A 14,756-nucleotide genomic window follows, 5' to 3' on the forward strand; every position below is an offset into this window, starting at 1 on the left:
AACCTCCATCTCTCAAAGGATGGAGGTTTTTTTGCGAGTTAATAGATGAGATATTTTTTCCGTTTCTTTTCGAACGTTTTGAGGTCGTGATGATAGCGTTTCATGATGTGTTTGACGGAAGTGCCTTTATTGATTTCTTCTTTGATCCAAGCGTTCCCAATGAGTTTATCAAAGCTGCCTGTTTGAAGGAATTGAAAGTCATTGGGATATAAATCATGGATCGCTTTGATGATAGATAACCCCGTTTTCACAGCTTCAAATGAAGAGCGGTTTGTGACATATAGCTGTACACCGTGAGATAATGTCCCGGCATGTTTTGAAAAGGTAGGGGTGAATGAAACGGGTCTAAATTGAACACCTTTTAGCTTTAGCTGATTTAAATGATCCGCTAGCTCGTTGCTATTGATATATGGAGCACCAATGAGCTCGAACGGTTTTGTCGTTCCTCTTCCTTCCGAGACGTTTGTGCCTTCAATTAATCCTGTGGCTGGATATACAAAGGTACTATCAACGGTCGGCATGTTAGGTGAAGGAAGGACGAACGGCAGCTTCGTGTCATCGAACGTCATGGCTCGTTTCCAATTTTTCATTTTGATGACTGTTACATCCGCATTGATATGAAACTCTTTGTTAAACATATTTGCCAGCTCTCCAGTGGTCATTCCATGTCTTAATGGGATTGGATAGAGCCCCACAAAAGAGGCGTGTTCAGGTTCTAATACGGGTCCTTCAACTTTTAGCCCACCGATGGGATTTGGACGGTCTAGGACAACAAATGGAATGTTATTTTCCTTAGCGGCTTCCATCGCATAAGCCATCGTGTAAATATAGGTGTAATAACGAGCACCGACGTCTTGAATATCAAATAGCAGGACATCTACATTTTTGAGCATATCAGCAGTTGGTTTTCTTGTTTTTCCATAAAGAGAGTAAACAGGCAGACCTGTTTTTTCATCGGTATAGGATTCAACGCCTTCTCCTGCTTGTGCATCGCCGCGGACGCCGTGTTCAGGTCCATATAGGGCAGTGAGCTGAATATTTGGATGCTCAAATAGGAGATCGACACTGCTTTTCATATTTGTATCAATGCCAGTCGGGTTGGTTATGAGACCAACTCTTTTCCCTTTTAGCCATGAGAGATTGCTTGTGAGTAGTGTTTCGATTCCTGTTTTGACTGCTGCTTTTTTTCCTTTAGTGTCTGTTCGTCCATGATCTGCGGGAGAGGCGGCGGTCAATGTGCTCATTATGAGAATGCTTGCGAGTATCAAGCTTGCTGTTTTTTTCAAGAGAATCCCTCCTATTTGATCTGTTTCCCTTTCAAGTTGAGTCCATAGCCAAATGGGTAAAGGGTTTGATTTGGATGAGTGACAGATGGGATATCAACTGGCAGTTTGCCTTTAGGTGATGCCGCTCCAAATATTACTTCTAGTCCAGCAGGGATATTTGGCTGGTTGAATTGTCCGTTTGAGTAGCCTTTGAAGCCGTAAACAGCCAGTAAGGCATCGGCTTCCTCAAAATTAGCCGCATCATAAGGATTTCTAAGACTCATGATGACCATTTTTTTGTTCTGTGATGCTGCTTCTTTCATGACAGCACGAGGGAATGCGGTTGCCCATTTTTTCGGGTCCTGTACATTGTCATCAATTACGCCATCATTCACAGCTGGGTCATTTTGAACAACGTAAGAGCCGGTAATGACATAGTCAGCATCTTGGATCAGTTTGGCTGTTTCTTTGGAGAAGGTTTTATCCGCAAAAGCATATGATTGGATACGTACAGGTTTGAGCTTTTTTTGTTTGATCAGAGATTCAATCGTGACAGACATTGCTTTTGTTTGATCTTCGTAAGGTGCCATGACCACAACTTGGTCATTCTTTTTGGGCTTAAAAGGTAAGGTCTTTTTGTTGTTTTTAAGCAGGGTGATTCCTTCACGTGCCATTTTTTGTTCTGCTTTACGGTGCGACTTTTTCCCAACGACTTGAATGGCTTTTTTTATTTTTTTCTCAAGACTGATTGGTTTTTTGGAGGATATAATGCCGCGTTTGATCTTTAATTGAAGGATTTTTTCGACAGATTGGTTGATCTGAGACAACGGAATTTCTTTTTTTAAAATGGCTTGTTTTATAGCATTGAACACATTCTCTAGGTTTTTCTCCGTTTTTAGAGAGGTGACTGGTGCTGGCATGAGAGCGATGTCGACGCCTGCCTTAATGGCCATCACTAAGGCTTCTTCCTGTCCGAAGTTATCTGCAATCGCTTTCATATTTAGAGCGTCCGTCACAACAACGCCTTTAAAGCCCATCTCTTCTTTTAATAAGTGTGTAATGACTTTTTTCGATAAGGTAGCTGGAACCATGATGTCCTTGCCATCTTTTTTGCTTTGATAGGTTGTGTCATCAATGGCAGGGAATTGCACATGAGCGGTCATGACCATATCTGCACCAGCGTTGATTGCTTGTTGAAATGGATATAACTCAACGTTCTTTAAACGATCGAGGTCATGTTCTACGAGCGGCAAGCCGTAGTGGCTATCGACAGCTGTATCACCATGTCCCGGGAAATGCTTTAAAGTGGAAATGGTCTTTTCCTTTTGAAGACCTTTCATGGTTTGAAGGCCAAGTCTAGTGACAAGTGCAGGGTCAGAGCTAAAGGAACGTACACCAATGACGGGGTTGTTTGGGTTATTATTCACATCAAGAACAGGGGAAAAGTTTGTATTGATTCCTAAGGCGTTTAATTCCTTTCCAATGATTTTTCCTGTGTCGTATGCATTTTTCTTGCTTCTAGAGGCACCAATCGACATATTTCCTGGGAAATGTGTTCCCTTTTGTAGTCTTGTGACGATTCCGCCCTCTTGATCAATTGAAATGAGTAAAGGGATTTTTGGTGATGCTTTTTGAAATGCATGGGTGAGCTTGACGGTTTGTTTCGTATCAATGACATTCTCGGCAAATAGGATGACACCGCCTAGATGATATTTTTCTACGAGATGAGATACTTCTTGATTCATCTTTGTTAAGCCTGTAGGCACAGATTCATCTTTTGTTTGCCAATTGCGAAAGTCTGGCATGAGCATTTGGCCTATCTTTTCATCCAGTGACATGTCTTGCACCATTTGTTTTGCGGTTGGAAGAGAGGCGGAGCTCACCTTTTCCGTTGGAATGGAAGAGGTGAGCAGGGTCAAAACCAGTGCAGCGGGGAAGAGAGATTTTAACATCGAATTCCTCCTTTTACTTAAAAGATTCGTAGATTGCAGTCATGATGCTTCCATAGGTACCAGTTGGGAAAAGGTCACCTTCAAATTGATTAGGGTTGGTTTCAGGTGAAACGACAGGTGAATGTTTTTTATTCGTCAGTAAGACGATACCTAGATTGTGTTTGGGATCAATCAACGTCATCGTTCCGGTCCAGCCTGTATGTCCATATGCTTCGTTACTTGCATATTTTCCAAACATCCATTCCATGTCAGTATGACCGTTTTTTCGCCAGCCTAGCCCGTAAGTTGGGTTCGTGTCTGAGGATGCCGTAAAGAGATCGATAGAAGCTTGATCGAAGATGGTTGTTTTCCCATAGCCTCCTTTGTTAAGCATCAGCTGAAGCAGCACGGCCATATCGGAGGTGTTAGAGAAAAGTCCAGCATGACCTGAGACACCCGCCATGGAGTAATATGCTTTCTCGTCGTGTACTTCACCTAGCAGTGTGTACCTGCGAATGTTTTCAAAGTCAATCACACCATCTCGCGAATTGCCTAAACGTTCGGTCGCTGCAAAATGCTTCGGCTTGAATCCTTTTTGCAACGGATTGAACATTGTATGCTTGAGCCCTAGTGGCCGATAGATCGTCGATTCTACATATTGATCAAGGGGCATACCTGTTTTTTTCTCGATGATCATGCCTAGCAGCATGTAATCAATGTCACTATAAATATGCTGGGTGCCTGGCTTGTATTGGAGAGGCACCTTTGGCAGCCATTTCATCGTTGTTTGTCTATCTTGAGAGAAAAAAGAGCCAGCTGCTTCTTTGCTATAAAATAAGACACTGGATGGGAGACCGGCAGAATGTGTGAGGAGATCTTTTACCCGAAGCTGATCTTTGCCGGTGACCTTTGCATCTGGTTCATCTTGAAAGTCTGGCAGAATGGCTTGTATTTTCTCGTTCACATCTAGTTTTTGCTCGTAGACAAGCTTTTGCAGGGCATAGTTGGTGGCATACATTTTTGTATTGGATGCTAGATCGAACATTGTGTTCTTTTTCATTTTCTTATACGATTTGAGCTCGGTTGTGCCCTCGTATTTTTGCCGGTAGCCATAGGCTTTTTGATGAACGATCTTTCCATCCTTGATAATGATAAGCGCGGCTCCTGGAAACCCTGCTTTGATATCGTTTTGAATCATTTGATCAACCTTCCTAAGCTGCCTGGAAGAAAAACCTGCTTGTTCCGGTCGTTTTGCTTTTTTTAAGACGGGATATTCTTCAGGTGCTGTTTTAGACAAAGACGATACAGGATGGGAGCTAGTTGCAAATGTTTGTACGGGTAGCCCAAAGAGCATGAATAGACATGTCATCAAAAGAAAACATTTCTTCAAGAGCTAGACCTCCTTATTGATTGGTTTCCTCGAATTCAATAGCCATATCATCATGAAATCCAAATAAGTATGTGAAGATAAATCCAGCAACATATGCAATGAATAATCCTATTAAGTAAAGAAGCATTTGATGTGTGTGAACAATAAAGGTTAATGGAAGACCTGATACACCAATGGCTTTCGTCGCAATTTGGAAGTAGGATTGAAATGCGCCGCCGATTCCTGCGCCGAGACAAGCGGTGAGAAATGGTCTTCCCAGCGGGAGTGTGACACCGAAAATAAGCGGTTCACCAATGCCCAGCATTCCTGAAGGAAGTCCGCCTGCAATGGCTCTTTTGAGTTTTTTCTTTTTTGTTTTCATATAAATGGCGAATGCAGCGCCTACCTGTCCTGCACCGCCCATAGCGAGAATAGGTAGAAGCGGGTCATCCCCAATTGAATTGATGAGTTCCATATGAATCGGTGTCAGTCCTTGGTGAAGTCCAGTTACAACAAGTGGAAGGAAGGTCGCACCAAGAACAAAACCAGCGAAGATACCGCCAATGTTTAATAAATAAGTGAGTCCTGATGTGATGGCATCAGATATAAAACCGCCGACTGGCATGAAGACAACGTATGTGAAAATTCCTGTAATGAGTAGTGTGATGGTTGGTGTGACGATGATATCGAGTGATTGCGGGACAAAGCGTCTAATTCGAGTTTCCACTAATGCCATAAAGATGGCGGCTAGAAGAACACCGATGAGTCCGCCTCTGCCTGGTAGAATATTTGTGCCAAATAACATAATGTCTGCGGAGGCCGGATTAATAATGAGGATACCCGCTAATGCGCCTAATGCAGGAGAGCCTCCAAATTCCTTTGCGGCATTTGTTCCGACTAATATACCGAGATAGGCGAACAGGCCAGAGCCTATAACCGTTAAAATAATCGCCGCTTGAGATTTTCCATCGAGCCAGCCTGCTTGCACGATTGCTTTTGTAATACCAGTAATGAGACCTGACGCAACTAGTGCCGGAATGATAGGGATAAAAATGCTGGCAATCCGCCGTAAGAAAAGCTTGAACGGTGTGCGGTTCTTTTGTGAAATGGCTTGCTTGTTTTTTTGTGCTTCGTTGTTTAAATCATAAGAGCCCGAGGCATTTAGCAGCTGTTCAAACGCACTTGATACTTGGTTGACAACACCAGTACCTAAAATGATTTGAAGCGTTTCTGCCTCGACGACGCCTATGACGCCATCGAGTTCTTTGATTGCTGTGATGTGAACTTGTTCATTGTCAATCGGTGTAATTCGGAGACGTGTCATACAATGTGTATGGGAAGAGATATTTTCAGAACCACCACAGAGCGATAGAATATCCTTCGCCAGCTGCTGATATTTCTTTTGATGACTCATGTTGAATCCCCCTTTGATTTTCGTTTCATGGAGCGGATGGCATGCCTTGTCTTGTCAATATATTGCGCTGTCTTTTCATATTGACGGGAGGCTAAACTAAGGAACAAGACATCAATTAAGTAGAGCTGCGCCATTCTAGAGGAAGTGGCAGCACTGCGAAAAGGTGCTTCATTGGAACCGGACGTAGATAGGTGAACGTCACATAAAGCAGAAACGCTTGTATGACCTGGATGCGTTAAGGCAATGGTTTTCACTTGATTGTCTTTTGCTAGCTGAAGGGCTTGGATGATGTCTAACGTTTCTCCTGAAAAGGATATTCCGAAAACAATGTCATCCTTTCCTGCGTTTGCGATGACGGTGGATGCGATATGCATGTCGGTAAAGGCTGTGGCCGCATAATTGATTCTGAGAAATTTTTGCTGGGCATCAGCAGCCACGATGCCAGATGCACCAACACCGATAAAATGGATTTGGTTTGCATGCAGCAGCAATTGAACGGCCTTTTCTAAAGCATCTACATTTAAAATAGAGGCGGTATCCTTAATCGATTGAATGGAGTTTCCTGCTGTTTTTTGAATAATGGATTGAAGTGGTTCATCTTGTTCAATATCTCGGTAGCCTTGTTTTTCGGTATGCATTAAGTCTCCAGCAATCCGCATTTTCAAATCGTGATAGCCGTCTAGCCCGAGAGATTTGCAAAGACGGATGACTGCAGAGCTGCTTGCACCGGCAGCCTGACTGATGTCGTGTACAGTGCTTTTAATGACTTTGTCAGGGTGGGCAAGGATATAGTCTGCAATGATTTTTTCAGATTGGGGTAGCTTTGCTTTCATTGTGTGTAGTAGGGTGAGTCCACCTGCTGACATGGGCTTTGCCTCCTTTAGGATTGATGACGCGAGATGGCTTTATCGATATGACCATGCGTTTTGTTGAGTAAATCTTTCGCTGTTTTCTTATCTGTGTTTGTTTGGAGCATGACGATGGCGGTTTTGACTTCTAAGTCTGCTGCTTCAAGAGTCTTCACGGCTTGTTCGTAGGAAGCGTTTGTCACATGTTGAATGATGGTGATGGCACGTTCTTTTAATTTATGATTGCTTACTTTTACATCAACCATCAGGTTTTCATATACTTTGCCTTGTCTGATCATGACAGAGGTGGAAAGCATATTTAAAATCATTTTATGAGCGGATGCGGCTTTCATTCGTGTGGACCCGGTGATGGCTTCTGGTCCAACGACGACTTCGATGGCACAGTCTACCAGTTCACTGATTTCTGCTTTTTCATTGCAGCTGAGAGCTACTGTTTTTGCGCCAATGGATTTAGCGTAGTTTAAAGCGCCGATGATATAGGGTGTCCTGCCACTAGCGGCAATGCCGACGACCGTATCTTTTGACGTGAGGTGGATGTAGGCTAAATCCTGTTTGCCGGCTTCTTCACTGTCTTCCACATCTTCGGCAGCATGTGAAAAAGCGGAATCACCGCCTGCCATGATGCCTACAATGACATCAGGTGAAACGCTATAGGTCGGTGGACATTCGACCGCGTCCATCACACCAATTCTGCCGCTCGTTCCAGCGCCTAAGTAAATGAGTCTGCCTCCATTCGAAATGGATTCATAGGCAAAGTCACTTGCTGTTTTGACATGTGGAAGTACACGATTGACTGCATGAGCAACTTTCATATCTTCTTCATTGATCATCTGGAGTATTTCGAGCGGATCTGCTTGTGAAATTCCCATTGTGTTGGGGTTTCTTGATTCTGTTGTCAAAGAACGCAGTTGAGATGGCTGCATGTGACATACCTCCTTATTTCTTCATTTTCAGTATATTGAGTGTGATATGAAATTTCAATATTATATTTAAATACTGAAATTAAATTTCAGTTAAAATGTTGTGCTACATGCTGGCGAATTATTAGAAAATAAAAAAAATAAAATTCCCCTTTACAAAAGGGAGACAACCTGTATATAATAACTTTTGTCAGCTTCAAGGACACAGTAAACTTGACAAACTGGCCCGTTGGTCAAGCGGTTAAGACACCGCCCTTTCACGGCGGTAACACGGGTTCGAATCCCGTACGGGTCACCAAGATGTGGAGGATTAGCTCAGCTGGGAGAGCATCTGCCTTACAAGCAGAGGGTCGGCGGTTCGAGCCCGTCATCCTCCACCATATGCCGGTGTAGCTCAACTGGTAGAGCAACTGACTTGTAATCAGTAGGTTGGGGGTTCAAGTCCTCTTGCCGGCACTGTTTTTCCTTTATTAATTCCATATGTGGAGGGGTAGCGAAGTGGCTAAACGCGGCGGACTGTAAATCCGCTCCCTCCGGGTTCGGCGGTTCGAATCCGCCCCCCTCCACCATTTTTGGGCTATAGCCAAGCGGTAAGGCAACGGACTTTGACTCCGTCATGCGTTGGTTCGAATCCAGCTAGCCCAGTCAAGACACCTTTTTCAAAAAGGTGTCTTTTTTTTATGTTGGCAGAGGGAATGTATAACTATTCAAAATATTGTCGAGTTGAGTCAAGAGGCATTGAGAAAGTAAAATATAAGCATGAATGGAAAGGGGATGTACATATGGGAGATCAAAAGAAGGTCACGATTGTCGGGGTTCCGATGGATTTGGGTCAAATGAGAAGGGGCGTTGATATGGGGCCGAGTGCGATTCGGTGTGCAGGTGTAAAAGAAAAATTGGAATCGCTTTCATTTGATGTGGAGGATCTCGGGGATATTCCGGTTGAGCAAAGAGATGATGAGAAAGGTTTATATACTAGTGAAAAATTAAAAAATCTAACGGAAAATGCTGGTGCGAATCAGCTGCTTGCTGAGAAGGTTGACAGTATTGTTCAGTCAGGTTCGTTTCCGCTGATTTTAGGTGGTGATCATAGCATTGCCATTGGTACACTTGCAGGGGTAGCTAAGCATTATGAAAACTTAGGTGTTATTTGGTATGATGCACATGGTGATTTAAATACGGAGGAAACCTCTCCTTCTGGGAATATCCATGGCATGCCGCTTGCAGTCAGTCTTGGTCTAGGGCATGGTGATTTAACAAACATTGGCGGTTATTCTCCTAAATTGAAGCCTGAAAATGTCGTTTTAATCGGTGCTCGATCCTTAGATGAAGGAGAGCGGGCATTGATTAGAGAGAGAGGCATTAAAGTGTATACGATGCACGAAATTGATCGTTTAGGAATGACAAGGGTGATGGAGGAGGCTATTGCATATTTAAAGGAAAGAACAGATGGTGTTCACCTGTCGCTTGATTTAGACGGGTTAGATCCAGCGGAGTGCCCTGGTGTAGGAACTCCAGTGGCAGGAGGCATTAGTTATCGTGAGAGTCACCTTGCAATGGAGCTTTTAGAGGAAGCGGGTATTTTGACTTCTGCCGAATTTGTGGAGGTAAATCCAGTATTAGATGAGAAAAATAAAACAGCTGAAGCGGCTGTGGCGTTAATTGGTTCGTTAATGGGTGAAAAGCTATTGTAGAGCGGGACTTGTTCCCGTTCTTTTTTTATTTCAGTAATTTTAAGGATATATTAAGGTTTTTACCGGCTGATATGCGTAACATGCTGTCAAAAATTTGTTACACTATTTTTTAGAGGAGAATGAAACCTTTTGGAAAGAGGTTCGTATACATAAAGACCGGTGAAGGCAGAGGTTGAATATACTATGGACACAATGATTAAAAAGAGAATTAAGCAATTGAAAAAAGGCGACCAGAACGCATTTGCAGACATCGTAGACCTGTATAAAGACAAAATTTATCAGCTGTGCTACCGTATGCTTGGGAATGCACACGAAGCAGAGGATATTGCGCAGGAGGCGTTTATTCGTGCCTATGTGAATATTGAGAGCTTTGATGTGAATCGTAAGTTTTCCACGTGGCTGTACCGCATTGCAACCAACCTGACCATCGACCGTATTCGCAAAAAAAAGCCGGATTATTATTTAGATGCAGAGGTGGCAGGAACAGAAGGACTGAATATGTATTCTCAAATTGCTGCTGATGGCATTTTGCCAGAGGATGAGGTGGTGTCTCTTGAGTTATCGAGTACCATTCAGCAAAAAATTCTAAGATTACCCGATAAATATCGTTCGGTCATCGTATTAAAGTATATTGATGAACTCTCGTTAAAAGAAATTAGTGAGATTCTAAATATACCGGTTGGTACGGTGAAAACGAGAATACACAGGGGTAGAGAGGCTCTCCGGAAACAGTTGAGAGACCTTTGAGTGAGGTGATTTTGATGAGCTGTCAGGATAGAATCGTCCAGCTTATGCATCAGTATTTAGACCGGGATATCGTGCCCGAAGACGAAAAAGAATTAAAGAGCCATCTGCAATCGTGTGAGGAGTGCCGTACTCATTTTCAACAAATTGAGAAATCCATCGCGCTAGTGCAGAGTACATCTCATATAGAAGCACCATCTGATTTCACTGCAAAGGTGATGGCAGGTCTTCCAAAGGAGAAAAAGCGTGTGTCGATTCAAAGGTGGATCAAAGCTCACCCGCTAATGGTAGCCGCTGCCCTCTTTCTCATTTTGATGGGAGGCAGTCTGTTTACAAGCTGGAATACCGATCATAATTTCAGTGTGTCAAAGCAGCCGAATCTCGTGGTTGAAAATGATACAGTGACCGTACCTAAAGGGGAAACCGTGAAAGGTGATGTCACTGTCAAAAATGGCAAGCTGATTGTAGAAGGCAAGGTTGATGGGAATGTTACTGTCGTCAATGGAGAACAGCTGACTGCTTCTGCCGGACAAGTCACTGGTCAAATTAATGAAATCAATGAAGTGTTTGATTGGATCTGGTACAAAATGAAATCCACAGCACAAAGTGTGATGCGGGTGATTGGGCCAGAGGAGCAAAAGTAAATCAAACAGCATGGAGCAGCCTCTTAGGGGCTGCTCTTTTTCTATACCACCATTGCTCACATTTACGCATACTAGAAAGCCAGCCAGATATGGCAACTATTTTCCTTGCTGAAATAAAATGTGGTATAATAGCCACGCTATGTAATAACACATAGGCTCTTTTTTATCAAAAAATGCATCAAACGAAGAAACTTGAAAATTCTGGAGGACGAGGAAATGGCTTTAGGGGATATTCCTTTTTTGCAGTACCTCGGTAATGCTGTTGATATACTCGTTGTTTGGTATGTGATATATAAATTAATGATGGTCATCCGCGGAACAAAAGCGGTTCAGCTTTTAAAGGGAATTGTGGTCATTGTTCTCGTCAGGATGGGAAGTGCGTATCTCGGTCTTAACACACTTCAATGGCTGATGGATCAAGCGATTACGTGGGGTTTCCTTGCGATCATTATTATTTTTCAGCCAGAGCTAAGGAGAGCGCTTGAGCAGCTTGGGCGCGGCCGTTTCTTCTCAAGAAGCGGGACACCTGTAGAGGAACAGCAGCAGAAAACGATCGAGGCAATTACAAAAGCAATTAACTATATGGCAAAACGAAGAATAGGAGCGCTGCTGACAATTGAGCGTGATACGGGGATGAATGATTACATAGAGACAGGAATTCCTTTGAATGCAAAGGTGAGTTCTGAACTGCTGATTAATATTTTCATTCCGAATACACCACTTCATGACGGTGCTGTCATTATGAAGCGTGATGAAATTGCAGCTGCGGCTTGTTATTTACCGCTGTCAGAAAGTCCTTTTATCTCTAAGGAACTCGGAACCCGTCACCGGGCGGCAGTTGGTATTAGTGAAGTGACAGACAGCTTAACCGTCATCGTCTCTGAGGAGACAGGCGGCATAAGTGTCGCAAGAAATGGTGATCTCCATCGAGAATTGACAGAAGAAGCGCTTGAAGAAATGCTGATTGCTGAGTTTAGTAAGAACAGCAAAGATGCTTCCTCGACCAAATGGTATTGGAGGGGCAAGAAAAATGGATAAGATTTTGAATAATCGCTGGGCCGTAAAGTTTCTTGCATTGGTCTTCGCTTTATTGCTGTATGGTGCAGTCAATTCAGCGCAAGCGCCCACGCCGAAAAAAATCGGTGAATCCTTTTTCCCAACATCGACAACAGATGAAGCAACCTTAACCGACATTCCTGTTAAAGCGTATTATGATGACGAGAAGTACGTCGTCACTGGTGTGCCGCAGACAGTCAATGTCACGATTAAAGGCTCAACAAGTGCTGTGAAAACAGCAAGACAAACAAAGAATTTTGAAATTTACGCAGATATGCAAAATTTAACGACAGGTACACATAAAGTGGAACTGAAGGCAAGAGATGTATCAAAGGGAATCACATTATCAATTAATCCATCTGTGACGACTGTGACGATACAAGAAAAAACGACCGCTGAATTTCCTGTTGAAACAGAATTTTATAATCAAAATAAAATCAAAGACGGCTATTCACCCGAACAGCCCATTGTGAATCCGAAAAAAGTGACTGTCACTGGATCAAAGGATGTCATCGACAAAATTTCTGTCATTAAAGCATTTGTGAACTTAGAGGATGTCGATCAGCAAATCCAAAAAGAAGCGAAGCTTACTGTGTATGATAGCAGAGGGAACGAGCTGCCAGTTGAAGTGAGTCCGTCAGTGGTGGATATTACAGTCCCGATCACGAGTCCGAGCAAGAAGGTCCCGTTTAAAATTGAGCGGACGGGCAGCTTACCGGATGGGATCAGTATTTCAAGCATTGAGACAAACCCGAGTGAGGTCACAGTATACGGCTCTCAAAAGGTGCTGGATGCACTTGATTTTATTGATGGGGTCAAGCTGGACCTAAGCAAGATCAAAGATGATACGGAGATTGATGCCGACATTCCCCTGCCAGATGGTGTGAAAAAGGTATCGCCCGAAACTGTTAAGATCAAAGTGAAGGTTGCAACAGCTGAAGAAAAAAAGATCGATAATGTACCGATTTCTGTCGTAGGTCTGAGTAAGGATCTCACCTCTGATTTTGTAAGCCCGTCTTCTGGGCGGCTTACGTTAACAGCAAAGGGATCAAAGAGTGCTATTGATAAACTAAAGGCTTCAGATGTTGAAGCCTATATCAATGTGGGGGACTTAAACGAAGGAACACATGAGGTCAAAGTACAAGTGAACGGTCCTCAAAATGTGACGTGGACATTATCGAGATCAAAGGTCAAGGTGAAACTTACCTCTACTGATACAGAAGATCAGCCGGCTTCTACGAATGATCGAAAGGATCAATCATCTGATGATGATCAGGAAAAGAAAAGTAAAGAGGAATCGACACAAGATAAAGCAAAGAAAGAATCAATTCAGAGACAGCGGATGAAAGAAGATAAAAAAGAGGACGCAGCGTCCTCTTGAATGGTAAAAAAGGAGCGATTGAAACATGGGCAAGTACTTTGGAACTGATGGTGTAAGGGGTGTGGCGAATAGCGAATTAACGCCAGAGCTCGCATTTAAAATTGGGAGATTTGGCGGCTATGTGCTCACGAAGGATAAAGAACGTCCAAAGGTACTCGTTGGACGAGACACGCGTGTATCCGGTCATATGCTAGAAGGAGCACTTGTTGCAGGTCTTCTTTCAATTGGAGCAGAAGTGATGCGTCTAGGTGTGATCTCAACACCTGGTGTGTCTTATTTAACGAAGGCAATGGATGCAGAAGCAGGTGTCATGATCTCGGCTTCTCACAACCCAGTTCAGGATAATGGCATCAAATTCTTCGGCGGTGACGGCTTTAAGCTGTCAGATGAACAGGAGAATGAAATTGAGCAGCTGATGGATCAGCCAGTCGATCAATTACCACGTCCAGTTGGAGCCGACCTTGGAACGGTGAATGACTACTTTGAAGGCGGTCAGAAATACTTGCAATTCTTGAAGCAGACGGCGGACGAGGATTTCACAGGCATTCATGTGGCGCTTGATTGTGCACACGGTGCAACCTCTTCTCTAGCGACACATTTATTTGCTGACTTAGATGCTGATGTGTCGACAATGGGAACATCACCAAACGGATTGAATATTAATGATGGTGTAGGGTCAACTCATCCAGAGGCACTTTCTGCCTTTGTGAAGGAGAAGGGTGCAGATATTGGTCTTGCGTTTGATGGTGACGGTGACCGTTTAATTGCAGTCGATGAAAAAGGTGATATTGTAGACGGCGATCAAATTATGTACATATGTGCACGTTATTTGAAGGGTGAAGGCCGATTAAAGGATGACACCGTCGTGTCCACGGTCATGAGTAACCTAGGCTTCTATAAAGCGCTGGAGAAGCAGGGCATTAAGAGCATCCAAACCGCTGTTGGTGACCGTTATGTGGTCGAGGCGATGAAAAAGGACGGCTATAATGTCGGCGGCGAGCAGTCAGGACACTTGATTTTCCTCGATTACAATACGACAGGTGACGGCATGCTTTCTGCTATCATGCTTGTGAATACACTAAAAGCGACAGGAAAAACATTATCAGAGCTTGCGGCTGAAATGGAAAAGTTCCCGCAGCTTCTAGTGAATGTGAAGGTATCTGATAAATATAAAGTCGAAGAAAATGAAAAAGTAAAAGCGGTGATCCAAGAGGTCGAAAAAGAGATGAACGGTGACGGCCGTATCCTTGTTCGTCCATCTGGAACAGAGCCGCTTGTACGTGTCATGGCTGAAGCGAAAACAAAAGAGCTGTGTGATGAATATGTGACTCGAATTACCGCTGTTGTGAAAGAGGAAATGGGTATTGAGTAATAGATGAAAGCAAATCGCTAAGCAGCGGTTTGCTTTTTTTTTTCGAATAATCGTCATAAGTGAAGTGAATTGTAAGAATCATATAAGCAAGGGCAAT

12 protein-coding genes and 5 tRNA genes are annotated in these 14,756 nt (G+C 43.4%); 11 read left to right on the forward strand and 6 right to left on the reverse strand.

Annotated elements, in window-relative coordinates; all coding sequences use genetic code 11:
• Positions 1-38: 38 nt before the first annotated feature.
• The 6 genes from IEE86_RS17620 to murQ are packed head-to-tail and all read right to left on the reverse strand — an operon-like array spanning position 39 to position 7,771.
• The gene (locus IEE86_RS17620) at positions 39-1,244 is read right to left on the reverse strand and encodes an exo-beta-N-acetylmuramidase NamZ family protein (protein WP_411955709.1); all 1,206 of its coding nucleotides are present in this window, start codon (positions 1,242-1,244) and stop codon (positions 39-41) included.
• A gap of 53 nt (positions 1,245-1,297) precedes the next feature.
• Positions 1,298-3,217 carry a glycoside hydrolase family 3 protein gene (locus IEE86_RS17625; RefSeq protein ID WP_191098338.1) on the reverse strand — a complete coding sequence of 640 codons (1,920 nt, stop codon included), beginning with the start codon at positions 3,215-3,217 and terminating at the stop codon, positions 1,298-1,300.
• 13 nt (positions 3,218-3,230) lie between these two features.
• Complete coding sequence (pbp4b, locus tag IEE86_RS17630) at positions 3,231-4,586, reverse strand: penicillin binding protein PBP4B (RefSeq protein ID WP_191098339.1); 1,356 nt, start codon at positions 4,584-4,586, stop codon at positions 3,231-3,233.
• Positions 4,587-4,599: 13 nt separating this feature from the next.
• The gene (locus tag IEE86_RS17635) at positions 4,600-5,979 is read right to left on the reverse strand and encodes a PTS transporter subunit EIIC (protein WP_191098340.1); all 1,380 of its coding nucleotides are present in this window, start codon (positions 5,977-5,979) and stop codon (positions 4,600-4,602) included.
• Positions 5,976-6,845: a MurR/RpiR family transcriptional regulator gene (locus IEE86_RS17640; RefSeq protein WP_191098341.1), complete on the reverse strand. Its 870-nt coding sequence runs from the start codon at positions 6,843-6,845 to the stop codon at positions 5,976-5,978. The genes IEE86_RS17635 and IEE86_RS17640 overlap by 4 nt, the downstream gene beginning before the upstream one ends.
• Positions 6,846-6,859: 14 nt before the next feature.
• Positions 6,860-7,771 (reverse strand): N-acetylmuramic acid 6-phosphate etherase, encoded by a 912-nt coding sequence (gene murQ, locus IEE86_RS17645; RefSeq protein ID WP_191098342.1) that lies wholly within the window; start codon positions 7,769-7,771, stop codon positions 6,860-6,862.
• A gap of 220 nt (positions 7,772-7,991) precedes the next feature.
• Between murQ and IEE86_RS17650 the strand changes: the two genes are divergently transcribed.
• The 11 genes from IEE86_RS17650 to glmM all read left to right on the forward strand — a co-directional run bounded on the left by IEE86_RS17650 (position 7,992) and on the right by glmM (position 14,659).
• Positions 7,992-8,066, forward strand: a tRNA-Glu gene (locus tag IEE86_RS17650).
• Between the two features lie 6 nt (positions 8,067-8,072).
• Positions 8,073-8,148, forward strand: a tRNA-Val gene (locus IEE86_RS17655).
• A gap of 3 nt (positions 8,149-8,151) precedes the next feature.
• A tRNA-Thr gene (locus tag IEE86_RS17660) sits at positions 8,152-8,224 on the forward strand.
• Between the two features lie 28 nt (positions 8,225-8,252).
• A tRNA-Tyr gene (locus tag IEE86_RS17665) sits at positions 8,253-8,337 on the forward strand.
• Positions 8,338-8,341: 4 nt separating this feature from the next.
• A tRNA-Gln gene (locus tag IEE86_RS17670) sits at positions 8,342-8,413 on the forward strand.
• A 137-nt stretch (positions 8,414-8,550) separates the two neighbouring features.
• The gene (rocF, locus tag IEE86_RS17675) at positions 8,551-9,462 is read left to right on the forward strand and encodes an arginase (protein WP_191098343.1); all 912 of its coding nucleotides are present in this window, start codon (positions 8,551-8,553) and stop codon (positions 9,460-9,462) included.
• Between the two features lie 183 nt (positions 9,463-9,645).
• On the forward strand, positions 9,646-10,209 hold the full coding sequence (gene sigW, locus IEE86_RS17680; protein WP_144522526.1) for an RNA polymerase sigma factor SigW: 564 nt from the start codon (positions 9,646-9,648) through the stop codon (positions 10,207-10,209).
• Positions 10,210-10,223: 14 nt separating this feature from the next.
• Positions 10,224-10,850 carry an anti-sigma-W factor RsiW gene (gene rsiW / locus IEE86_RS17685; RefSeq protein ID WP_191098344.1) on the forward strand — a complete coding sequence of 209 codons (627 nt, stop codon included), beginning with the start codon at positions 10,224-10,226 and terminating at the stop codon, positions 10,848-10,850.
• A 216-nt stretch (positions 10,851-11,066) separates the two neighbouring features.
• On the forward strand, positions 11,067-11,888 hold the full coding sequence (gene cdaA / locus IEE86_RS17690) for a diadenylate cyclase CdaA (RefSeq protein WP_008344027.1): 822 nt from the start codon (positions 11,067-11,069) through the stop codon (positions 11,886-11,888).
• Complete coding sequence (locus tag IEE86_RS17695; RefSeq protein ID WP_191098345.1) at positions 11,881-13,287, forward strand: CdaR family protein; 1,407 nt, start codon at positions 11,881-11,883, stop codon at positions 13,285-13,287. The genes cdaA and IEE86_RS17695 overlap by 8 nt, the downstream gene beginning before the upstream one ends.
• Before the next feature lie 25 nt (positions 13,288-13,312).
• Positions 13,313-14,659: a phosphoglucosamine mutase gene (glmM, locus tag IEE86_RS17700; protein WP_106051005.1), complete on the forward strand. Its 1,347-nt coding sequence runs from the start codon at positions 13,313-13,315 to the stop codon at positions 14,657-14,659.
• Positions 14,660-14,756 lie beyond the last annotated feature (97 nt).

This window comes from Bacillus crepusculi, from assembly GCF_014764715.1.
GTDB lineage: Bacteria > Bacillota > Bacilli > Bacillales > Bacillaceae > Bacillus.

Excerpts from the sequence above, each read along its gene's own strand:
- glmM (WP_106051005.1), top strand. The coding sequence starts at position 13,313 with ATGGGCAAGTACTTTGGAACTGATGGTGTAAGGGGTGTGGCGAATAGC.
- IEE86_RS17635 (WP_191098340.1), bottom strand. The coding sequence starts at position 5,979 with ATGAGTCATCAAAAGAAATATCAGCAGCTGGCGAAGGATATTCTATCG.
- IEE86_RS17620 (WP_411955709.1), bottom strand. The coding sequence starts at position 1,244 with ATGAGCACATTGACCGCCGCCTCTCCCGCAGATCATGGACGAACAGAC.
- IEE86_RS17640 (WP_191098341.1), bottom strand. The coding sequence starts at position 6,845 with ATGTCAGCAGGTGGACTCACCCTACTACACACAATGAAAGCAAAGCTA.
- sigW (WP_144522526.1), top strand. The coding sequence starts at position 9,646 with ATGGACACAATGATTAAAAAGAGAATTAAGCAATTGAAAAAAGGCGAC.
- rsiW (WP_191098344.1), top strand. The coding sequence starts at position 10,224 with ATGAGCTGTCAGGATAGAATCGTCCAGCTTATGCATCAGTATTTAGAC.
- murQ (WP_191098342.1), bottom strand. The coding sequence starts at position 7,771 with ATGCAGCCATCTCAACTGCGTTCTTTGACAACAGAATCAAGAAACCCC.
- IEE86_RS17695 (WP_191098345.1), top strand. The coding sequence starts at position 11,881 with ATGGATAAGATTTTGAATAATCGCTGGGCCGTAAAGTTTCTTGCATTG.
- rocF (WP_191098343.1), top strand. The coding sequence starts at position 8,551 with ATGGGAGATCAAAAGAAGGTCACGATTGTCGGGGTTCCGATGGATTTG.
- cdaA (WP_008344027.1), top strand. The coding sequence starts at position 11,067 with ATGGCTTTAGGGGATATTCCTTTTTTGCAGTACCTCGGTAATGCTGTT.
- IEE86_RS17625 (WP_191098338.1), bottom strand. The coding sequence starts at position 3,217 with ATGTTAAAATCTCTCTTCCCCGCTGCACTGGTTTTGACCCTGCTCACC.